The organism is Cobetia sp. 10Alg 146, from assembly GCF_029846385.1.
Taxonomy (GTDB): domain Bacteria; phylum Pseudomonadota; class Gammaproteobacteria; order Pseudomonadales; family Halomonadaceae; genus Cobetia; species Cobetia marina.
The window spans coordinates 293,944-316,243 of sequence record NZ_JARWKT010000005.1; the positions used below are offsets into that span (position 1 = coordinate 293,944).

The 22,300-nt window shown below is 62.1% G+C and carries 18 protein-coding genes and 2 tRNA genes; 18 read left to right on the forward strand and 2 right to left on the reverse strand.

All coding sequences use genetic code 11. The features are described 5' to 3' along the window. Positions 1-111 precede the first annotated feature (111 nt). Complete coding sequence (locus QD172_RS11375) at positions 112-1,137, reverse strand: esterase-like activity of phytase family protein (protein WP_077379508.1); 1,026 nt, start codon at positions 1,135-1,137, stop codon at positions 112-114. A gap of 210 nt (positions 1,138-1,347) precedes the next feature. Here QD172_RS11375 and dapB point away from each other — a divergent pair, with 210 nt between their 5' ends. The 5 genes from dapB to QD172_RS11400 all read left to right on the forward strand — a co-directional run bounded on the left by dapB (position 1,348) and on the right by QD172_RS11400 (position 8,227). Beyond that, positions 1,348-2,154: a 4-hydroxy-tetrahydrodipicolinate reductase gene (gene dapB, locus QD172_RS11380; RefSeq protein ID WP_084209490.1), complete on the forward strand. Its 807-nt coding sequence runs from the start codon at positions 1,348-1,350 to the stop codon at positions 2,152-2,154. 577 nt (positions 2,155-2,731) lie between these two features. After that, a complete protein-coding gene (carA, locus tag QD172_RS11385) occupies positions 2,732-3,877 on the forward strand; it encodes a glutamine-hydrolyzing carbamoyl-phosphate synthase small subunit (protein WP_174775661.1) in 1,146 nt (381 codons plus the stop codon). Between the two features lie 67 nt (positions 3,878-3,944). Next, entirely contained in the window at positions 3,945-7,175 is a 3,231-nt protein-coding gene (carB, locus tag QD172_RS11390) for a carbamoyl-phosphate synthase large subunit (protein WP_084209488.1), read from the forward strand. Further along, positions 7,172-7,648 carry a transcription elongation factor GreA gene (gene greA, locus QD172_RS11395; RefSeq protein ID WP_077379500.1) on the forward strand — a complete coding sequence of 159 codons (477 nt, stop codon included), beginning with the start codon at positions 7,172-7,174 and terminating at the stop codon, positions 7,646-7,648. Before carB ends, greA begins: the two co-directional genes overlap by 4 nt. Before the next feature lie 126 nt (positions 7,649-7,774). Next, complete coding sequence (locus QD172_RS11400; protein ID WP_141391805.1) at positions 7,775-8,227, forward strand: hypothetical protein; 453 nt, start codon at positions 7,775-7,777, stop codon at positions 8,225-8,227. A 106-nt stretch (positions 8,228-8,333) separates the two neighbouring features. Here QD172_RS11400 and yhbY read toward each other — a convergent pair whose 3' ends face one another. Next, positions 8,334-8,648, reverse strand: coding sequence for a ribosome assembly RNA-binding protein YhbY (gene yhbY, locus QD172_RS11405; RefSeq protein ID WP_077379496.1), 315 nt, complete (start codon positions 8,646-8,648; stop codon positions 8,334-8,336). Positions 8,649-8,823: 175 nt separating this feature from the next. Between yhbY and rlmE the strand changes: the two genes are divergently transcribed. The 13 genes from rlmE (at position 8,824) to truB (ending at position 22,293) form a co-directional block, all read left to right on the forward strand. Further along, positions 8,824-9,552 carry a 23S rRNA (uridine(2552)-2'-O)-methyltransferase RlmE gene (gene rlmE / locus QD172_RS11410; protein WP_279855794.1) on the forward strand — a complete coding sequence of 243 codons (729 nt, stop codon included), beginning with the start codon at positions 8,824-8,826 and terminating at the stop codon, positions 9,550-9,552. A gap of 449 nt (positions 9,553-10,001) precedes the next feature. Further along, positions 10,002-12,005: an ATP-dependent zinc metalloprotease FtsH gene (gene ftsH, locus QD172_RS11415; protein WP_065392485.1), complete on the forward strand. Its 2,004-nt coding sequence runs from the start codon at positions 10,002-10,004 to the stop codon at positions 12,003-12,005. A 441-nt stretch (positions 12,006-12,446) separates the two neighbouring features. Beyond that, complete coding sequence (gene folP / locus QD172_RS11420) at positions 12,447-13,289, forward strand: dihydropteroate synthase (protein WP_240499765.1); 843 nt, start codon at positions 12,447-12,449, stop codon at positions 13,287-13,289. After that, complete coding sequence (glmM, locus tag QD172_RS11425) at positions 13,286-14,638, forward strand: phosphoglucosamine mutase (protein ID WP_077379492.1); 1,353 nt, start codon at positions 13,286-13,288, stop codon at positions 14,636-14,638. Before folP ends, glmM begins: the two co-directional genes overlap by 4 nt. Positions 14,639-14,811: 173 nt before the next feature. Next, positions 14,812-15,558, forward strand: coding sequence for a triose-phosphate isomerase (gene tpiA, locus QD172_RS11430; protein WP_279855795.1), 747 nt, complete (start codon positions 14,812-14,814; stop codon positions 15,556-15,558). Positions 15,559-15,563: 5 nt separating this feature from the next. Then, entirely contained in the window at positions 15,564-15,950 is a 387-nt protein-coding gene (gene secG / locus QD172_RS11435) for a preprotein translocase subunit SecG (RefSeq protein ID WP_077379488.1), read from the forward strand. Between the two features lie 63 nt (positions 15,951-16,013). Continuing rightward, positions 16,014-16,100 (forward strand) — tRNA-Leu (locus tag QD172_RS11440). Positions 16,101-16,203: 103 nt separating this feature from the next. After that, a tRNA-Met gene (locus tag QD172_RS11445) sits at positions 16,204-16,280 on the forward strand. Positions 16,281-16,403: 123 nt separating this feature from the next. Beyond that, positions 16,404-16,862 carry a ribosome maturation factor RimP gene (rimP, locus tag QD172_RS11450; protein ID WP_077379486.1) on the forward strand — a complete coding sequence of 153 codons (459 nt, stop codon included), beginning with the start codon at positions 16,404-16,406 and terminating at the stop codon, positions 16,860-16,862. A gap of 76 nt (positions 16,863-16,938) precedes the next feature. After that, entirely contained in the window at positions 16,939-18,432 is a 1,494-nt protein-coding gene (gene nusA, locus QD172_RS11455) for a transcription termination factor NusA (RefSeq protein WP_077379484.1), read from the forward strand. 28 nt (positions 18,433-18,460) lie between these two features. Then, positions 18,461-20,911, forward strand: coding sequence for a translation initiation factor IF-2 (gene infB, locus QD172_RS11460; protein WP_077379481.1), 2,451 nt, complete (start codon positions 18,461-18,463; stop codon positions 20,909-20,911). Between the two features lie 27 nt (positions 20,912-20,938). Continuing rightward, entirely contained in the window at positions 20,939-21,364 is a 426-nt protein-coding gene (gene rbfA / locus QD172_RS11465; protein ID WP_065392581.1) for a 30S ribosome-binding factor RbfA, read from the forward strand. Next, complete coding sequence (truB, locus tag QD172_RS11470) at positions 21,364-22,293, forward strand: tRNA pseudouridine(55) synthase TruB (protein WP_077379479.1); 930 nt, start codon at positions 21,364-21,366, stop codon at positions 22,291-22,293. Before rbfA ends, truB begins: the two co-directional genes overlap by 1 nt. Positions 22,294-22,300 lie beyond the last annotated feature (7 nt).

Below are 22,300 nucleotides of genomic sequence, written 5' to 3' on the forward strand. Positions count from 1 at the left end.
CGCTGGCGGATGCGCAACGCGAAAGCCCCACCCCGATGACTCGGGTGTGGGGCTTTTTCATTGTCAGGGCTCGCCTGACATGTCATCAGCGATGCGCTGTCAGGCGATGTTTCACTCTTGAGAGGCTGGCGTGAAGGCCTCGGGCTCGATCACCGCGAAACAGCTCAGCAGCGTGGTCTGGAAGCTGCTGAAGTTGTCATCCGAAACCATCAGGAAGCGATTGCCCTCCAAGTGGGTGAGCCCTTCGAAGTTGTCCAGTGACCACCCCTCGCCACTCGACAGGCGGGCAAGGGTGCGGACCTCGACGGTCGTCCCCGGCTCTCCCAGATGCGCGCGCCGCAGGCTGATGACCAGCGGATAGGGCGGCGAGAAGGCGCGCTCCAGCATCAGGATGTCCCCGTCCGGCAGCATCTCCATGGCGGTCAGGCTCGAGCCCGTGTCGCTGGCCAGGGGATAGCGCCATTCCTGCTTGCCATCCAGCGTGAACAGGCGCGTGGTGCCTTCGTCCATGCCCTCCGGGGTGGCTTCCAGACCGGCGAGCAGGCCGTACTCGGGGTGCAGGGTCAGCGCCTCCATGCCATTGTTGGGGGCGGCACCGCGTACGCCCACGGGGGTGGCGGGTTCGCTGATCGCCAGTCCGCTGGGCAGGAAGTGCTCGACTCGGGGTTGCTGCTCGAAGCTGATGACCAGACGGGTATCGCCGCGCCGGCCGTTGTGGTCCTTCAGCAGCTGCATGCCTTCGGCATCGCTCAGGGCGCCTTGCAGGGAGATGTCGGTCTCGTCGCGCAGCGTATAGGTCTTGAGTGCCTTGGCACCGACCAGCTCCCCATGGCGGAAGGCCAGGCGCAGACGGTGCAGCCAGCCCCGGTCCGACACGGCGTACAGCAGGGATTCATCCTTGTCCCAGCCGATATCGGACAGGCCGCCGACGGGGGTGCCATCCAACCACTTGCCTGGCAGCTTGAGGGTGCCGCACCACTGGATCTCCGGCAGCTGGCTCATCTGCTCCGGCGAGGCCAGCGAGTAGGGGCGCGGGTGAACGCCACAGGCACTCAGCAGGCCGGCAACTGCCGTGGCAAGGGTCGCGAGGCGCAGCAGGCGCCAATGACGAATGGCATAACGATGAAGTAGCGACATGCTGACTCCGGGAACTGAGCGGTGAAGAGGGAGTGACGTGGACGGGCAGGAACTCAGTCTCCCGCTACTCTAGCGCGTAACGGGGGCAAATACATGACGTCAGCCAACGCTGCAGGCGGCTGATATACTCGCGGAGACAGCACAGGTGGCACACCCTCATCATCGCCGTGGGGTGGCTGCCCTCAAGACCCACAACAGGCAGGAGTCAGCATGACCCGTATCGCAATCATGGGCGTCGCCGGACGCATGGGACGCACGTTGGTCGAGGCCGTCGGTGCCGTGGAAGGCCTGACGCTGACAGCGGGCATCGTCGAGGCCGGCAGCTCCCTGGCAGGTGCCGACATCGGCGAGCTGGCGGGGCAGGGGCGTCTGGGTGTGGTCGCCAGTGACAGTCTGGCCGCCGTGGTGGATGACGTCGATGTCGTGATCGATTTCACCGCGCCGCAGGTGACGCTGGCCAATCTGGCGCTGTGCTCGGAACATGGCAAGCGCATGGTCATCGGCACGACCGGTTTCAGCCCGGAGCAGCTCGAGCAACTGGATGGCTATCGCGACAGCGTGCCCTTCGTGTTTGCCGCCAACATGAGCTCCGGCGTCAATCTGACGCTGAAGCTGCTGGAAACGGCAGCCCAGGCACTGGGGGATGCAGGGTATGACATCGAGATCATCGAGGCGCACCACCGCCACAAGGTCGATGCCCCCTCCGGCACGGCACTGGCGATGGGCGAGGCGGTGGCACATGCCATCGGTCGTGATCTCGAGACCCACGGTGTCTTTGCACGCGAAGGTCAGTGTGGTCCGCGTACCGACAAGGAAATCGGCTTCGCCACCGTGCGTGCCGGTGACATCGTCGGCGAGCATACCGTGATGTTCGCCACCGAAGGCGAGCGCATCGAGATCACCCACAAGGCCTCAAGCCGCATGACCTTCGCCAAGGGCGCGGCGCGTGCCGCCGAGTGGCTGTCAGCGCGTGGCGTCGGACGCTACGACATGCAGGACGTGCTGGGTCTCAAGTGATGTCCCGTCGGGGGCTCGGGTCGCGATCGCGTCCCGGGCACTCGATTTGCCGCGTTCGAGTGGCTTCCGGGCGCATCGTGGAAGCTGTCACTGCCGACAGGATATTGTCGGTCGGCGGTGATGGGTGTCGCACCTTGCGGCGGGAAATGTTCCTGGCAGGTGATTCAGGGGACAGGCTCGCGATCACTCCCGATGCTCCAATAAGCTGACTGCTGTGACGAAACGACCGTATGGTGGGCACTGCCGCCCGCTCGCGGTGCAGTCATGGGGTGGTCAGCACCGCAGGATTCGGGTAATCTCTACCCAATTTGGCCGCACTCTTGGGGCCGCTGTGACAAGCAATATTCCGAAGAATGATAACAAGCGGGATGAAGCCTGATTTTTCGGTTTCGTCCCGCTTTTTTGCAGCCTGAATTTGCCGCTTCCGGCGAGCGCTCCTCACATGGGGAAGGCGCGTGGGAAGAGTGGCAGCGGGACCCAGACTCGGCGTCAGCCGAGTACGACAATCAAGCAGCATGTCCGGTGTTCGACCGCGGATTCCGGGCAGGAAAGTGGACACTTAGGGGAGGACGTTGCGTTGATCAAACCCGCGATACTGGCCTTGGAAGACGGCAGTGTATTTCACGGCAGCGCCATCGGCGCTGATGGGCAGACCAGTGGCGAGGTGGTGTTCAACACTGCCATGACCGGCTACCAGGAAATCCTGACCGATCCCTCCTACACCCGACAGATCGTCACTCTGACGTATCCGCACATCGGCAATACCGGCATCAACGACGAGGACAACGAGTCCGATCATGTCGCGGCCGCCGGCCTGGTCATCCGCGACCTCCCGCTGCTGGCCAGCAACTTCCGCTCCACTCGCTCTCTCGATCAGTACCTGCGTGACGAGAATGTCGTCGGCATCGCGGATATCGATACGCGTCGTTTGACGCGCATCCTGCGCGAGAAGGGCTCGCTGAACGGCGCCATTCTCGCCGGTGAGGATGCTCAGGGAGATGACGCCGTCGAGCGTGCGCTGGAAGCCGCTCGTGCCTTCCCGGGCCTCAAGGGCATGGACCTGGCCAAGGAAGTCTCCTGCCGCGAGTCATTCGAGTGGCACGAAGGCGAATGGACCCTGGGAGAAGGCTACGCCGACACCCGTGAGTCAGAGCGCCCCTTCCACGTGGTCGCCTACGACTACGGCGTCAAGCACAACATCCTGCGCATGCTGGCATCGCGTGGCTGCCGTCTGACCGTCGTGCCGGCGCAGACGCCTGCCGCCGAGGTGCTGGCGCTCAACCCGGATGGCATCTTCCTGTCCAACGGTCCGGGCGACCCCGAACCCTGCGACTACGCCATCACCGCGATTCGTGAAGTGCTCGAGACCGAGACGCCGGTCTTCGGTATCTGCCTCGGTCACCAGCTGCTGGCCCTGGCCTCCGGTGCGAGCACGGTCAAGATGGGCCACGGTCACCATGGTGCCAACCACCCGGTGCAGGATCTCGATAGTGGTGTGGTGATGATCACCAGTCAGAATCACGGCTTCGCGGTGGATGAAGCCGGTATGCCGAGCCATCTGCGCGCGACCCACAAGTCGCTGTTTGACGGTAGCCTTCAAGGCATCGAGCGCACCGACCGTCCGGCCTTCAGCTTCCAGGGTCACCCGGAAGCCAGCCCCGGCCCGCAGGACGTCGCCCCGCTGTTCGATCGTTTCATCGAGATGATGCGCGCGCGACGCTGAGCCGAGCGCAGGCCCGAGGGCCTGATCCATCGTTGAGTTCAGTCACCAGATCATTGCGGGAAGAGACATGCCGAAACGTACAGACCTGAAAAGCATCCTGATCATCGGCGCCGGCCCCATCGTCATCGGCCAGGCGTGCGAGTTCGACTATTCCGGCGCACAGGCCTGCAAGGCCCTGCGTGAAGAGGGTTACCGGGTCATCCTGGTCAACTCCAACCCGGCCACCATCATGACCGACCCGGTGATGGCCGACGCGACCTACATCGAGCCGATCACCTGGGAGACCGTGGCGCGCATCATCGAGAAGGAGCGTCCGGACGCCATCCTGCCGACCATGGGTGGCCAGACCGCACTGAACTGTGCACTGGCCCTGGAGCGCGAAGGTGTGCTCGAGAAATTCGGCGTCGAGATGATCGGTGCCAACGCCGATACCATCGACAAGGCCGAAGACCGTGATCGCTTCGACAAGGCGATGAAGAAGATCGGCCTGGCGTGCCCGAAGGCCAAGGTCGCACACTCCATGGAAGAGGCCTGGGAAATCCAGGCCGAGCTGGGCTTCCCGTCCATCATCCGTCCCAGCTTCACCATGGGCGGTTCCGGCGGCGGCGTGGCGTACAACCGTGAAGAATTCGAAGAGATCTGCCATCGCGGTTTCGAGCTGTCGCCGACCCGTGAGCTGTTGATCGACGAATCGCTGCTGGGCTGGAAGGAATACGAGATGGAGGTCGTTCGTGACAAGAACGACAACTGCATCATCGTGTGTGCCATCGAGAACTTCGACCCGATGGGCGTGCATACCGGTGACTCCATCACTGTTGCCCCGGCACAGACCCTGACCGACAAGGAATACCAGCTGATGCGTGATGCATCGCTGGCCGTCCTGCGCGAGATCGGTGTCGAGACCGGTGGCTCCAACGTCCAGTTCGGCATCTGCCCGGACACCGGTCGCATGGTCGTGATCGAGATGAATCCGCGCGTGTCGCGCTCCTCTGCACTGGCCTCCAAGGCGACCGGTTTCCCGATCGCCAAGATCGCCGCCAAGCTGGCCATCGGGTATACCCTGGACGAGCTGCAGAACGACATCACCGGTGGCAAGACGCCGGCGTCCTTCGAGCCGTCCATCGACTATGTCGTCACCAAGATTCCGCGCTTCACCTTCGAGAAGTTCCCGCAGGCCAATGACCGTCTGACCACGCAGATGAAGTCGGTCGGCGAAGTCATGGCCATCGGTCGTACCTTCCAGGAATCCCTGCAGAAGGCACTGCGTGGCATGGAGACCGGTGTCGATGGTCTCGATCCCATCGTGGCCGACTATGGCGACGAGAACATGGCGCGCATCAAGGGCGAGCTGCAGGCCGCCGGTGCCGAGCGTATCTTCTACATCGCCGACGCCATGCGTGCCGGCCTTGGCATCGAAGAGATCTTCCGTCTCACCAACATCGACCGCTGGTACCTGGTGCAGCTGGCCGACCTGATCGCTCAGGAAGGCGAAGTGGCGGCAAGTTCTCTGGGCGAGATGGATGCCAATCGTCTGTTCCGTCTCAAGCGCAAGGGCTTCAGTGATGCCCGTCTGGCGCGCCTGATGGGCGTGTCCGAGAAGGCCTTCCGCAAGCATCGTCAGCAGCAGGGCATCCGCCCGGTCTACAAGCGTGTCGATACCTGTGCCGCGGAGTTCGCTTCCGACACCGCCTACATGTACTCCACCTACGAGGAGGAGTGTGAGGCCGAGGTCAGCGACAAGAAGAAGATCATGGTGCTGGGCGGTGGTCCGAACCGCATCGGTCAGGGCATCGAGTTCGACTACTGCTGCGTCCACGCCTCCCTCGCCATGCGCGCGGACGGCTACGAGACCATCATGGTCAACTGCAACCCGGAAACCGTGTCCACCGACTATGACACCTCCGATCGCCTCTACTTCGAGCCGGTGACGCTGGAAGACGTGCTGGAGATCGCCGACAAGGAACAGCCTGTCGGTGTCATCGTCCAGTTCGGCGGTCAGACGCCGCTGAAGCTGGCCCGTGAGCTCGAGGCCGCCGGTGTGCCGATCATCGGTACCACGCCGGACGCCATCGATCGCGCCGAAGACCGCGAACGTTTCCAGCAGATGATCGAGAAGCTCGGTCTCATCCAGCCGGAAAACGCCACCGCACGCAGCTTCGAGGAGGCCTTCGTCAAGGCCGAAACCATCGGCTACCCGCTGGTGGTGCGTCCGAGCTACGTGCTGGGCGGTCGCGCGATGGAAATCGTCTACTCCGCCTCCGAGCTCGAGAACTACATGACCCACGCGGTCAAGGTCTCCAATGACTCGCCGGTGCTGCTGGATCACTTCCTGAATGCCGCCATCGAGGTCGACATCGACGCGGTGTCCGATGGCAAGCAGGTCGTGATCGGCGCCATCATGCAGCACATCGAGCAGGCTGGTATCCACTCCGGTGACTCGGCGTGCGCACTGCCGCCTTACTCGCTGCCGGCAGACGTCCAGGAAGAGATGCGTGAGCAGGTCAAGCGCATGGCGCTGGAGCTCAACGTCGTCGGTCTGATGAACGTTCAGCTGGCCTGGCAGGATGGCGTGATCTACGTCATCGAGGTCAACCCGCGTGCCTCGCGTACCGTGCCCTTCGTCTCCAAGTGCATCGGCCAGTCGCTGGCGCAGATCGCCGCGCGTTGCATGGCCGGCCAGACCCTGGAAGAGATCGGTTTCACCCAGGAAATCGTGCCGACCTTCTACAGCGTCAAGGAAGCGGTGCTGCCGTTCGCCAAGTTCCCGGGTGTCGATCCGATCCTGTCACCGGAAATGAAGTCCACCGGTGAAGTGATGGGCTCTGGCGATACCTTCGCCGAGGCCTTCTACAAGGCGCAGCTGGGCGCCGGGGAAGCCATCCCGACATTGACGGGCGATCGCAAGGCGTTCCTGTCCGTGCGCGAGTTCGACAAGGCGGGCGTTATCGAGGTGGCCCGCTCTCTGGTAACATTGGGCTTTACGCTTTGTGCTACCCGTGGCACGGCAGAGGTGATTGCCGCTGCCGGGCTCGAGGTTGAACCCGTCAACAAGGTGTTCGAGGGGCGGCCGCATATCGTCGACATGATCAAGAACGGCGAGATCGCCTACATCGTCAACACCACTGAGGGACGTCAGGCCATCAATGACTCGTCCGTGATTCGCCGCACTGCGCTGGCGCACAAGGTGCCCTATGCCACGACGCTGGCGGGTGCCAATGCCGTGTGCATGGCGCTCGAGTACGGAAACGATGTCAAGGTCCGTCGTCTCCAGGATCTGCATGCAGGAGTCATGATATGAGTAGAAGTCCGATGACCGTCGAGGGCGAAGATCGCCTGCGCAAGGAGCTCGAGCACCTCAAGGGCACGGAACGCCCCAAGGTCATCGCTGACATCGCGGAAGCACGTGAGCACGGCGATCTCAAGGAGAACGCCGAGTATCACGCCGCGCGTGAGCAACAGGGTTTCATCGAGGGGCGTATCCAGGAGATTGAAGCCAAGCTCTCGATGTCCCAGGTCATCGATGTCACCAAGCTGCCCAAGACAGGCAAGGTGATCTTCGGTACCACGGTTGATCTGATGAACCTCGATGACGACAGCGAAGTGCGCTATCGCATCGTGGGTGAGGATGAGGCCAGCATCAAGGACGGCAAGATCTCCGTTACCTCACCGATCGCGCGTGCGCTGATCGGCAAGGAAGAAGGGGATGTCGTGGTCGTGCGTACCCCGGGTGGCGATGTGGAGTATGAAATCTCCGAAGTGCATCACATCTGAAGCACGTCACATCTGAAGAGCATCGCCTCTGATTCGTCAGATTTCGATGTCATGACAGCCCTGCCGGTCATCCCGGCAGGGCTGTTTTTTTGGCCTGCGGGCACGGAATCCTTCAGGGAGGGAGTAATGGAAGTACAGGGAAGTCAGCCGGAAAAGCGCATCATGGCAACCTCCATGGTGGCCATCTTCATGGTGCTCGGGTTCATGCTGTTCGGGGTGGCATATGTGGTCTCCCAGTCGTTTGCCTATCGGTACACCGGGGACTCGGCGCTGTTGACGCCGTCATTGGTCCTGGGGAGTGCCCTGTTGGCGAGGGGAGTTTTCCACCTGGTGGTGCCGCTGGCGCACTTCGGCAATCAGTCGCTTTATCTGCGGCCGTCACCACTCATTGGGTGTCGCAAGATCGATTATGAGCTGGTCGAGGATTTCACCTTCGACAAGAAGACGCTGGTCATCAAGTATCGTGATGCCGGCAGCGGTGAGGGGGAGTCCAGACAGACGACACTCAAGCGTCATCAGGTCACCCAGCGGGCGCTGGACGACATCACCTTCGAGCTGAATCAGCGCGTCAGGTCGTGATTGTCAGTCACAGAAAACAGAAACGCCGCCCTCGATGAGGGCGGCGTTTCTGTCTGCGGCAGGCGTGGCGTGCGAGGTGAGCCTCGTCAGGCCTGGGCCCGGCGGCTTACTTCTCGCTGAAGCGCTGTACGTTGGACAGCTTCGGCTTGGCCTGCGGGTTGCGGCGATACAGCAGGGCGATCTTGCCGATGCTCTGGATCAGGGTCGCGCCGGTTTCGCTGCACAGGTGGCGAGCCACCTCGCCACGGGCTTCGCGATCATTGATCGCCAGCTTCAGCTTGATCAGTTCGTGATCGTGCAGTGCGCGCTCGAGTTCGGTCACGACGCCGTCGGAAAGGCCGTTTTCCGAGACGGTGACGATCGGGTCAAGATGGTGCCCGATGCTGCGAAATGCTTTCTTTTGTGACTGTGACAAGCTCATGGTATCGTAAAGTTTCCCTGTTGGCGTCCGATGGGAGCGGGGAGCGTAGCGAAAGACAGGGTCGACTCCAGGGCTTGAAATCCAGGGGTGTGAACCCGTCTGTTGCGCAGGCAATGTCTGTGCCCGCGGGCGGAACCGCGCGCAGGACCCGCCATTCTACTCCATGACGACGCTCATGACACGACCCGTGCGCAAGCTTGCCACGCCTTTCGTGTCGTCGTTATCCCCCCGCACCATCTCCCGCCAGTATTCGATTTCCCCCGACATTCCAGGTGACAACGTGGCTCACCCCAGCAAGAGCAGCGCTGGCTGGATGAAGGAACACTTTGATGACGCCTATGTCCAGCGCAGCTGGGCCGATGGCTATCGTTCCCGTGCCAGCTACAAACTGATTGAAATCGATGACAAGGACCGCCTGCTCAAGCCGGGCGCTACCGTCATCGACCTAGGTGCCGCCCCCGGTGGCTGGAGCCAGATCGCCGCGGATCGCGTCGGCATGGAAGGCGTGGTCATCGCCTCCGACATCCTTGAGATGGACGCCCTGGCCGGTGTTGATTTCATCCAGGGTGACTTCACCGAAGAGGCCGTGCTGAACCAGATTCTGGCCACCTTGGGGGATCGCCCGGTGGATCTCGTGATCTCCGACATGGCACCCAACATGAGCGGCATGAGCGCGATAGATCAGCCTGCCGGCATATATCTGGTCGAGCTGGCGCTGGATCTGGCGCGCCAGACGCTCAAGCCGGGTGGCAACTTTCTGGTCAAGGTCTTCCAGGGAGAGGGCTTCGATGCCTACCTGAAGGACATGCGTGGCAGCTTCAACAAGGTCGTCACGCGCAAGCCGGAAGCGTCGCGCGCCCGCTCGCGCGAGGTCTATCTGCTTGGGCAGGGGTTCAAGGGCTGACGTTGCCCTCGATGCCAGGCGATCCCGATTTCTGCCCCGGGCGGCGACTTCATCACCGGTTAAGGCGGCCGATGGCATACTTGGTCAGGCTGGAATCATTGTGCCTCGGTCGAAGTCGTTGTATCTCTGATATAGGCCGACTATCGGCTGAATAGTCCGGTGCCGGCCTTTAAGCAATGGTTGCCGGCCCCCATCTGGTGTAGTGTCGATAGCATTGGGCCTTGAGCACGGAGGGCCGGTAACAGGTTGATGAGATGCCAAGGTCGCATCATCATCGATCGGCAAGCAGAACAACGCAGGCAAGCTTTGAGTGACTCGGTAGGCAAGGCGGCGTGTTGCGTCGTTTGATACCCCGCAGGCACGATCAGATAGCATGGCAGGCCACCACAAGACGGCAGTCGGAGTATTCACGGCATGCCAAGACAGATTCATGCAATGAGGGTGTCCCCTTGAACGACATGGCGAAGAACCTGATTCTCTGGTTGATCATCGCGGCAGTGCTGCTGACGGTGTTCAACAACTTCAGCGTCGATACCTCGCCGCAGGCGATGAACTATTCACAGTTCGTCCAGCAGGTGCAGAACGACCGGATCAAGAGTGTGACCATCGATGGCTACACCATCGAGGGTGAGCGGGCCGACGGCTCCAGCTTTACCACCATCCGGCCGGCGGCGTCCGATCCCAAGCTGATGGATGACCTGCTCTCCAACAAGGTGGAGGTCATCGGCAAGAAGCCTGAGCAGCAGTCGCTGTGGACACGTCTGTTGATTGCCAGCTTCCCGATTCTGATCATCCTGGCCATCTTCATGTTCTTCATGCGCCAGATGCAGGGTGGTGGTGCCGGCAAGGGTGGCCCGATGAGCTTCGGCAAGTCGAAGGCCAAGCTGCTGAGCCAGGATCAGATCAAGACCACCTTCAGCGACGTCGCGGGCTGTGACGAAGCGAAGGAAGAGGTCGAGGAACTGGTCGACTTCCTCAAGGACCCCAGCAAGTTCCAGCGTCTTGGCGGTCAGATTCCGCGTGGCGTACTGATGGTGGGTCCGCCGGGTACCGGCAAGACCCTGCTCGCCAAGGCGATTGCCGGCGAGGCCAAGGTGCCGTTCTTCAGCATCTCCGGTTCTGACTTCGTCGAGATGTTCGTCGGTGTCGGTGCCTCCCGTGTGCGTGACATGTTCGAGCAGGCCAAGAAGCAGGCGCCGTGCATCATCTTCATCGATGAGATCGACGCCGTCGGCCGCCACCGTGGCTCCGGCATGGGCGGTGGTCACGATGAGCGCGAGCAGACCCTGAACCAGCTGCTGGTCGAGATGGATGGCTTCGAAGCGAATGACGGCATCATCGTCATCGCCGCGACCAACCGTCCAGACGTGCTTGACCCCGCATTGCTGCGCCCGGGCCGTTTCGACCGCCAGGTCATGGTAGGCCTGCCGGACATCCGTGGCCGCGAGCATATCCTCGGCGTTCACCTGCGCAAGGTGCCGATGGGCGACGACGTGGTGCCGGTCAATATCGCACGGGGTACGCCGGGCTTCTCTGGCGCGGATCTGGCCAACCTGGTCAATGAAGCGGCCCTGTTCGCTGCACGTCGCAACAAGCGCCTGGTCGGCATGGAAGAGCTTGAGCTGGCCAAGGACAAGATCATGATGGGCGCCGAGCGCAAATCGATGGTCATGTCCGAGAAGGAGAAGCGCAACACGGCCTATCACGAGTCCGGTCACGCCATCATCGGTCTGGTGATGCCAGAGCATGATCCGGTCTACAAGGTCTCGATCATTCCGCGAGGCCGTGCGCTGGGTGTGACGATGTTCCTGCCGGAAGAGGATCGCTACAGCTATTCTCGCCAGCAGATCATCAGTCAGATCTGCTCGCTGTTCGGCGGTCGTATCGCCGAAGAGATGACGCTGGGGCCGAATGGTGTCACCACCGGGGCTTCCAACGACATCAAGCGTGCCACCGAGCTTGCCCACAACATGGTCGCCAAATGGGGTCTCTCCAGTGAAATGGGCCCGATCATGTACGATGAGGACGAGTCTCACCAGTTCCTCGGCGGTCCGGGTCAGGGCGGCGGCAAGCTGAAGTCGGGCGACACCACCTCACGTCTCGACAAGGAAGTGCGTCGTATCATCGACGAGTGCTACGCCAAGGCGCAGCAGATCCTTGAGGAGAATCGCGACAAGCTGGATGCGATGACCGAGGCGCTGATGACCTACGAGACCATCGATGCCGAGCAGCTGGCCGACATCATGGCAGGGCGCACTCCGCGTCCGCCCAAGGACTGGGGTGGCCCGGCCGGTGGTGGTGACAGTGGTCTCGTCGCACCGGTGGCCGACACGCCGAAAGCTGAGGCGCCTGAGGCCCCCGGGTCAGACGGTGATGACGCAGACACTGACGACGGTGAGGAAGATACGCGCCGCCGTCCGTCAGATCCGCTGGGTGGTCCAAGCGGTCACTGAGCCATGAATCAGCCATCATCGCGCTGACTCTCACAACGCCCGAGCGGACATTCCGCTCGGGCGTTGTCGTTTTCGGGGCAGACATTCGCGGCGCCCTGGATGCCCGGAGGCGGCTGATGGCGGGTGATGCCATCCGCGATCAGGCGTCGGGGTGAGCCGGGTAAGTGTGGGTGAGGCGGTGTGACTCACTATCCTGCGCGGCGCGGCTCAGGTTCCTGATCCTGATCAGATGATTTGCCTGGGCAGATGGCGTTGCCATCTGCTGACGCCCCATGTGGCGGCCGTTCGACGCCTTGCGCGGCCGATGAGGCCTCTTTAAAGTGGGTGCCCGATTCCTTCTCCGGCAGCCATGATGTTCGTCCTGGCTGCCCGTTTTCTGCATGGGTGATCATGTCGACTTACGCTGATTCACTGCCACGCGAGCCCGTGGTGGGCCATTCAATGGCGCTTGACTGCGGTGGACGCACGCTTGACCTGTCACGCCCGCGTGTCATGGGGATTCTCAATGTGACCCCGGACTCCTTCTCGGATGGTGGGCGCAGCGCGACTCTGGATGCCGCGCTGCGCCATGCCGAGCGGATGCTGGCCGATGGCGCCGCCATCATCGACGTGGGCGGTGAGTCGACCCGCCCGGGGGCGAGCCCTGTCAGTGCGGATGAGGAGCTGGCACGTGTCTGTCCGGTCGTCGAGCGGCTGGTGAGCGAGCTGGGGGCGCTGGTGAGCGTCGATACCAGTACCCCGGAGGTGATGCAGGAAACGGCGCGTCTCGGGGCTGGCATGATCAATGATGTGCGTGCATTGCGTCGTGAGGGCGCCCTTGAGGCGGCCGCACGCAGCGGCCTGCCGGTGTGCCTGATGCACATGCGTGGCGAGCCGGACACCATGCAGCAGGATACCGCCTATGCGCAGTCGATCGAGGATGAGGTCAGTGACTTTCTAGCCGAGCGCATCACCGTCTGTGAGGCCGCAGGGATCGAGCGTTCGCGTCTGTTGCTGGACCCCGGCTTCGGCTTCGGCAAGTCCCTGCAAGACAATCTGCGTCTGTATCACCGTATGGCGCAGCTGCACGAATTCACCCTCCCGCTGCTGATCGGCACCTCTCGCAAGAGCATGATCGGCAATGCGCTCGGGCGCGCGGTAGAGGATAGACTGGCTGGCAATCTGGCGCTGACGGCACTTGCCGTCCGTGAAGGTGCCCGATTGCTACGCGTTCACGACGTGGCCCCGACTGTCGATGCTGTCGACATGACGTGGGCCGTGCTACAGGAAGGCACGATACGATGAGTCGACGTTATTTTGGTACGGATGGTATTCGCGGCACGGTCGGTGAATTCCCGATTACGCCAGACTTCATGCTCAAGCTGGGCTGGGCGGCCGGGCGTGTCTTTGCACGCCATGGCCGTGGCAAGGTACTGATCGGCAAGGACACGCGCATCTCGGGGTACATGTTCGAGTCGGCGCTGGAGTCCGGTCTTTCTGCCGCAGGCGTGGATGTCTCGCTGCTGGGGCCGATGCCGACACCGGGCATCGCCTATCTGACGCGGACCTTCCGCGCGGATGCCGGTATCGTGATCTCGGCCTCGCACAATGCCTATCCGGACAATGGCATCAAGTTCTTCTCCGCGGCCGGCACCAAGCTGGATGATGCGCTGGAAGCCGAGATCGAGGCCGAGCTGGATCGCGATATCGAGATCGTCGGGCCGGATAGCCTCGGCAAGGCCTCGCGCATCCAGGATGCCGCCGGCCGTTACATTGAATTCTGCAAGTCGACCCTGCCGGGCCGTCTGGGCCTGCATGGCATGAAAGTGGTGCTGGATTGCGCGCATGGCGCGACCTACCACATCGCGCCGAATGTCTTCCGTGAGCTGGGCGCCAAGGTCAGCGTCATCGGTGGCGAGCCGGATGGTCTGAACATCAACCAGGATGTCGGCTCCACCAACCCGCAGGCACTGCGGGCGGCCGTGATCGAGCAGGGCGCCGATCTTGGCGTGGCCTTCGATGGCGACGGGGACCGTCTGATCCTGGTCGATGCCGATGGCCGGGTCATCGATGGCGATGACATCCTCTACATGATCGCGCGGGATCGTCACGAGCGTGGGGTGCTGGGGGGCGGTGTCGTCGGTACGCTGATGTCCAACTTCGGTCTGGCGGCAGCGCTGGAAGGTCTGGGAATTCCCTTCGAGCGTGCCAAGGTCGGTGACCGCTACGTCATCGAGCGTCTGGAAGCCAATGGCTGGCAGTTGGGGGGGGAATCCTCCGGTCACATCGTCTGCAGCCATATCCAGAGCACCGGGGATGGCATCGTCTCCGCGCTGCAGGTGCTGGCGATCATGGCGCGTGAGGAATGTTCTCTCAGTGAGTTGCTGGTCGGTTTCGAGAAGGCGCCGCAGGCGTTGATCAACGTGCGTCTGACTCCGGGCTGTGACAACCAGGCGCTGATGGCGGCGGATGCCGTCCAGGCCGCGGTAGCGGAAGTGGAAGAGACGCTGGGCAGCGAAGGTCGCGTGCTGTTGCGTCCCAGTGGTACCGAGCCACTGATCCGTGTCATGGTCGAGGGGCGGCCGCACTTTGATGTGCAGGCACTGGCCCGTCAGATCGCCTCGGCGGTCGAGGCCAGCATGCAGGCCCGCTGATATCACCCGCGGTCATCAGAATCGACGACAGGCGCCCAGTGCGCCTGTCGTCGATTCTGAGCGTCATGAAAGGCCCGATCGAGCGTGCCTGCAGGGCTTGACAGTTCGCGATGAGGTTGTCAGTCAGGGGCCGCTCCATTACCATCCTCGCACTGCTCATAAGGGAGAAGCACATGCGTACACCGCTGATTGCCGGTAACTGGAAGATGAATGGCGATCTTGCCCTGATCAACGAGTTCGCCGACGCACTGGGGGCCGCAGCGCTGCCCCAGGGGGTTCAGGTGGCGTTGGCATTGCCTTTCCCTTATCTGAGCGCTGCGCGCGAGCGGCTGCCGGCGACGGTCCTGCTGGGCGCCCAGACGTTGAACCCGGCGGAATCAGGCGCCTTCACCGGTGAGGTGGCAGGCAGCATGCTCAAGGATGTGGGCATGACGCTGGTGCTGGTCGGGCACTCCGAGCGTCGCAGCCTGTATGGCGAGGACGATGCTGCCGTGCTTGCACGAGTCAATGCGGCTCTCGCGTCAGGCCTCACGCCGGTGCTGTGCATCGGTGAGACGCTGGAAGAGCGTGAAGCTGGTGAGTCGGAGCGTGTCGTGCTGGGTCAGCTGGAGGCCGTGTTCTCCGAGCTGTCCGCTGAGGCGCGTACCCGTCTTGTCGTGGCCTATGAGCCGGTCTGGGCGATCGGTACTGGCCGCACGGCATCGCCTGAGCAGGCGCAAGCCATGCACGCCGCTATCCGTGCACGCCTGGGCGAGTGGTCCGCGTCTCTCGCGGATGCCATGCAATTGCTGTACGGCGGTAGCATGAAAGCTGCCAATGCCGCCGAGCTGCTCGCGCAGCCGGATATCGACGGCGGCCTGGTGGGAGGTGCTTCTCTCCAGGTCGACGAATTCCTAGCCATTTGCCAGTCTGCAGGTTGAATCTCATGCAAGTAGCCGTTCTGATGGTCCATGTGGTACTCGCGGTCGCACTGATCGTGCTCGTCCTTCTCCAGCAGGGCAAGGGTGCCGAAGCTGGCGCTGCCTTTGGTGGTGGTGGTGCTTCCCAGACCGTTTTCGGGTCCAGCGGTAGCGGAAACTTCCTCGCGCGCTTCACCGGCGTGCTGGCAGCAGGCTTCTTCGCGACGTCCCTGACCCTGGCCTGGTTCGCCTCCAATGCCAACCAGACCTCCGTGGAAGCGGGCATCCCGAATGCCACCGTGATCGAGCAGCAGAAAAATTCACTGCCATCACTTGACGACTCCAGTGAAAGTGTGGAGAATACGTCGCCAGTGCTCGAGGAAAGCGGCAACGCAGACCAACCAGTACTCTAAGGAATTCAAGGCATTATCGTTTGAATTCTTCCGGGTAACGTCTCAGGCGATACCCGCCCCCGTGCCGAAGTGGTGGAATTGGTAGACACGCTATCTTGAGGGGGTAGTGACCTTATGGTCGTGGGGGTTCAAGTCCCCCCTTCGGCACCATCCTGTTAGATCGATTGGCAGTCTGGACGCAACTCTGCCACCTTTGAAAGACGTCATTCCTTGACCTCCTTTTACGGTGACATTACCATCGTCCGACTATTGTTGCGGGGTGGAGCAGTCTGGTAGCTCGTCGGGCTCATAACCCGAAGGTCATCGGTTCAAATCCGGTCCCCGCTACCAAGTTTCTTGAAAGGCCCCTTCCTATGAAGGGGCTTTTTGTTAGCACCAGTGCCAATCAGCCACCTAGCTCTCCTCTCTACTCCCGGTCAGGTGCCTGATGCAACTGCTGTAGGAGCCTCGTCTGTGTCAACCAAGGACGCTACGCTTAAAGCGCTTATCGATCCCGTCGTTTCTGCTCTGGGCTTCGAGCTCTGGGGTATCGACTATCTCTCCCAAGGCAAGCAGTCCCGTCTGGTGATCTATATCGACCATTCCGATGGCATTTCCGTGGATGACTGCGCAAGCGTCAGTCGTCAGGTCGGTGCCGTGCTGGATGTCGAGGACCCCATCACGGGCCAGTTCCAGCTTGAAGTTTCATCCCCAGGCATGGATCGTCCGCTGTTCACGCTTGATCAGTACGAGCGCTACATCGGTCATGTGGTGGCACTGCGACTGCGTCAGGCCTTCGATGGCCAGCGCAAGTACCAGGGGCTGGTGACTGGCACCGAAGACGGTGATGTCGTGATCCGGGTCGACGAAGAAGAATACTGCTTTCCGATCGAAAGCATCGACCAGGCACGCATTGTGCCGCAGTTCAAATAACTGACGTTGTCGGCACATTGCTCGCTTGGCGAGCTCGAGTCGATGCGCAAGGACAGGTTTCTGGCGAGGCAAAGTCATGAGCAAAGAGATTCTGCTGGTCGTTGACGCCATCTCCAATGAGAAGGGCGTGCCGCGGGATGTGATTTTCGAGGCCGTCGAGGCGGCACTGGCTTCGGCTTCACGCAAGCGTTTCGATCAGGAAGAGGCGGATATCCGCGTCAAGATCGATCGTGTCACCGGTGATTATGCGACCTTCCGTCGCTGGACCGTCGTGGAAGACGACGAGTTCGAGACGCCGGACTACGAGATCAAGGCCAGTATCGCCGAACAGCGCGAAGAGCCGCTGGCGCTGGGCGCCGTGGTCGAGCAGCAGATCGAGTCCGAAGCCTTCGGTCGTATCGCTGCCCAGACGGCCAAGCAGGTCATCGTGCAGAAGGTGCGCGAAGCCGAGCGTGCCGAAGTCGTTCGCCTGTACGCGGAGCGTGAAGGCGAGCTGGTCGCGGGGATCGTCAAGAAAACGACACGTGACGGCCTGATCATCGACCTGGGCGACAACGCCGAAGGCTTCCTGCCGCGCGGCGAGATGATCCATGGCGAGCGTTACCGCTTGAACGAGCGAGTACGCGCATTGCTCTGGAAGGTTGATACCGAGGCGCGTGGATCCCAGTTGATACTCTCGCGGACGCGTCCGGAGCTGATCATCGAACTGTTCAAGATCGAGGTGCCGGAAATCGCCGAGCAGCTGATCGAGATCAAGGGCGCGGCTCGCGATCCGGGCTCGCGGGCCAAGATTGCGGTCAAGAGCAATGACAAGCGCATCGACCCGATCGGTGCCTGTGTCGGCATGCGCGGCTCGCGTGTGCAGGCCGTGTCAAACGAACTGCGTAATGAACGCGTGGATATCATCCTGTGGGATGACAATCCTGCCCAGTTGGTCATCAACGCCATGGCACCGGCCGATGTCGGCTCCATTCTGGTCGACGAAGACACCCATTCCATGGATGTCGCTGTCGCCGCGGACAATCTGGCACAGGCCATTGGTCGTAGCGGTCAGAACGTGCGCCTGGCCAGTGAGCTGACAGGTTGGTCGCTCAATGTCATGACCGAGGCGGAAGCCGAGGGCAAGCGCGAGCAGGAAATCGACAGCTTTGTCGAATATTTCATCACTCATCTCGAGATTGAAGAGGATCTAGCCCGTGTCCTGGTGGACGAGGGCTTCACCTCACTCGAGGAAATCGCCTATGTCCCGCTCGAGGAAATGCTCGAGGTCGAGGGCTTTGACCAGGATCTGGTCGAGGAGCTGCGCGCTCGGGCCAAGGATGAACTGCTGAATCTCGCCATCGCCACTGAAGAGCAGCTGGACGGCGCACAGCCGGCCGAAGATCTGCTCAACATGGAAGGCATGGAGAGTCATCTGGCATACATTCTGGCCAGCAAGGGTATCGTCACCATGGAAGACCTTGCCGAGCAGGCCATCGATGATCTGAAAGACATCGAAGGCGTCGACGAAGAGCGAGCAGCGGCGTTGATCATGACCGCCCGCGCGCCCTGGTTCGCAAGCGAACAGTAACTAGGTCACGGGCTCAGGAGGGTCGTACATGTCAGAAATGACAGTCAAAGAATTCGCCAAGAAGGTGGGCCGCGAGTCAGCCCGCCTACTGGAACAGATGCACGAAGCTGGTTTGAAGCACAAGTCAGAGAACGACGCCGTGTCCGAGGTCGACAAGCAGAAGCTGCTTGACCACCTCACCAAGAGCCACGGCGGTGGTGCTGCCCCGGCAGCGCCGAAGAACCGCATTACCCTGACCCGCAAGACCAAGTCACGCATCAACACTGGCGGCGGTCGCGGCAAGTCCATCGAGGTGCAGGTCCGCAAGAAGCGTACCTACGTCAAGGATGGTGAAGAGCAGGCCGCAGATGCGCCGGCGACTGAGGCACAGGCTGCCAAGGCGCCTGCCGCCGAGAAGCCGGCTGCTGCCCCGCAGCGTGATGAGCGTCGTGGCAACGACAACCGTCGCGAAGAGCGTCCGCGTCAGAGTGCTCCGGCCGCTGCCGCTGCACCGGTCGCGGATGCTGCGCCGGAAGTCAATGCGCCGCCGAAGGAGCCGCGTGGTGATGCACCGCGTCGCGCCAAGGCTGCGCCGCGTGATGAATCACGTGATCGCCGTGAGGCCCGTGAAGATCGCAGCGAGCGCAAGCGTGGCGGGGCCAAGAAGGTCAAGCGCGCAGAGCGTCGCGGCGGTCGTCGTGGTGGTCGCGATACCAATCGCCAGCCGCCGAAGCCGGTCCAGACCTTCGTGCGTGAAGTCTCCATCCCCGAGTCCATCTCGGTGGCAGACCTCGCCGACAAGATGGCCGTCAAGGCGTCTGAAGTGATCAAGGCCATGTTCAACATGGGCGCTGCGGTCACCATCAATCAGACGATCGATCAGGAAACCGCGACCATCGTGGTCGAGGAAATGGGTCACACGCCCAAGCTGATCAAGGATGACGCGCTCGAGACAGCCGTTCTCGAGGGTATCTCCTACGAGGGTGAGCAGATCACTCGCGCGCCGGTCGTCACTGTCATGGGTCACGTTGACCACGGCAAGACCTCGCTGCTGGATTACATCCGCCGTACCAAGGTGGCCACAGGTGAAGCGGGTGGTATCACCCAGCACATCGGTGCCTACCACGTCGAGCACGACAACGGCGATGTGACCTTCCTGGATACTCCGGGCCACGCGGCGTTCACCGCCATGCGTGCTCGTGGTGCCAAGGCGACTGACGTGGTCATCCTGGTGGTGGCTGCCGATGACGGCGTTATGCCGCAGACCATCGAGGCTGTCGAGCACTCCAAGGCCGCGGGTGTCCCGCTGGTCGTGGCAGTGAACAAGATCGACAAGGAAGGCGCTGATCCGGACCGCGTGAAGAATGAGCTGTCCCAGCACGGCGTCATCTCCGAGGAATGGGGTGGTGATACCCAGTTCGTCCACGTTTCCGCCAAGACTGGCGAAAACATCGACGCGCTGCTGGAAGCCGTCCTGCTGGTCTCCGAAGTGCTCGAGCTTCAGGCCGTGCCGTCCGCGCCGGGTAAAGGCGTCGTGGTCGAGTCGCGTCTCGACAAGGGCCGTGGCCCGGTCGCGACCGTGCTGGTCCAGAACGGTACCCTGAAGAAGGGCGACATCGTCCTCGCTGGCCTGCACTACGGCCGCGTGCGTGCGCTGATCAACGAAGTCGGCAAGCAGGTCGATTCTGCGGGTCCGGCCATGCCGGTCGAGATCCAGGGCCTGGGTGGCACGCCGGAAGCCGGTGAAGAGTTCACCGTGGTCCCGGACGAGAAGAAGGCGCGTGAAGTCGCCAACTTCCGCCAGGGCAAGTACCGCGAGGTGCGTCTGGCGCGTCAGCAGAAGGCCAAGCTGGAGAACATGTTCTCCCAGATGGGTCAGGAAGAAGTCGCCAAGGTCAACGTCGTCCTCAAGGCCGACGTGCAGGGGTCTCTGGAAGCCATCCGTGGCGCTCTGGAAGAGCTCTCCACCGACGAAGTCAAGGTGGCCGTGGTCTCTTCCGGCGTCGGCGGCATCACCGGCACCGATGCCAACCTGGCACTCGCTTCCGAAGCGATCCTGGTCGGCTTCAACGTCCGTGCTGACGCTTCCGCCCGTGAGATCGTCGAGCGTGAAGGCCTGGATCTGCGCTACTACAGCGTCATCTACCAGCTGATCGACGAGGTCAAGCTGGCCATGAGCGGCATGCTGGCACCGGAATTCCGCGAGCAGATCGTGGGTGTGGCCGAAGTGCGCGATGTCTTCAAGGCACCGAAGATCGGCGCCATCGCCGGTTGCATGGTCGTCGAAGGCACCATGTACCGCTCCAAGCGCATCCGCGTGCTGCGTGACAACGTGGTCATCTACGAAGGCGAGCTGGAATCCCTGCGTCGCTTCAAGGATGACGTCAACGAAGTCCGCAACGGCATGGAATGTGGTATCGGCGTCAAGAACTACAACGACGTGCAGGTGGGTGACAAGATCGAGGTGTTCGACCAGATTCAGGTCGAGCGTAGCCTCTGATAGCGCCCCTGCGAGGAGAGATCACGGATGCGTGAATACAGCCGTACTGACCGCGTGGCGGACCAGATCCAGCAGGAGCTCGCGCTGTTGATTCAGCGCGAGGTCAAGGACCCGCGCCTTGGCATGCTGACGGTCAGCGCCGCCAAGGTCAGCCGCGACCTGTCCTACTCCGATGTCTACGTGACCCTGCTGGGTGACGACAGTCCGGAACGCATCAAGGAAAATCTTGCCGTGCTCAAGCGCGCGGCAGGTTTCCTGCGCTCCCAGCTGGCGCGCACCATTCAGCTGCGTCACGTGCCGGAACTGCGCTTTCATTACGATGAGAGCGTCGTTCGTGGCCATCACCTGTCTTCACTGATCAATACGGCGGTCGCTGATGACCGCAAGCGCAGTGCAGAACGTGGTGATGATGACAGCGAAGACGGTGCCCCGGGCACCACGCCGGACGCCTGATGGGCCGTCGTCGTCGCGGCCTGCCGATTGACGGCGTACTGTTGCTGGACAAGCCCAAGGGCATGTCCAGCAACTACGCGCTTCAGAAGGCACGCCGCCTCTACCAGGCACAGAAGGCAGGGCATACCGGCACGCTCGATCCGATGGCAACCGGCTTGCTGCCGGTCTGCTTCGGTGAGGCCACCAAGTTCTCCTCGCACCTGCTCGAGGCGGACAAGGTCTATCGGGCACGGATCAAGTTTGGCCAGGTCACCGACACCGGTGATGCGGAAGGCGAGATACTGCGTGAGCGGGAGATTCCCGAGCTTGCGGAGTCCGAGCTGGAAGCGGTGCTGGACCGGTTCCGTGGCGAGATAGATCAGGTGCCGCCGATGTACTCCGCGCTCAAGCACCAGGGACGTCCGCTCTATGAGCTGGCGCGCCAGGGAATTGAAATCGAGCGTGCAGTCCGTCGCGTTACCATCTACAATATGGCGCTTCTTGCACGGCACTCCGATGGTATCGAGATCGAAGTGGCGGTCAGCAAGGGCACCTACATACGCAGTCTGGCCGAGGATATCGGCGAGGCGCTGGGCTGTGGAGCCCACCTCACGGCACTGCGTCGTCTCAAGACAGGCCCGTTCACGGGTGATGCCATGCTGGATTTCGAGCGCCTCGAGGCGCTGGCAGATCAGCAGGCACGTGAAGGCGTTCTGTTGCCTGTCGACATCCTGCTCGATCATCTTCCACGTCTCGACATCACTGCCGAGATGGCTCGGAAGATATTGCGTGGTCAACAGGCTGAAACGACGACAGGGTCGCTGGAAGTGGACTCCCTGGCTCGTGTGTATCAGGACCAGCAGTTGCTCGGGCTGGTCCGGATTGCGGCGGAGGGCATCATCGCTCCTCGCCGACTGCTCAGCTCCGCTGTCGAGGCGGCGGCTGGGTGAGCTGATT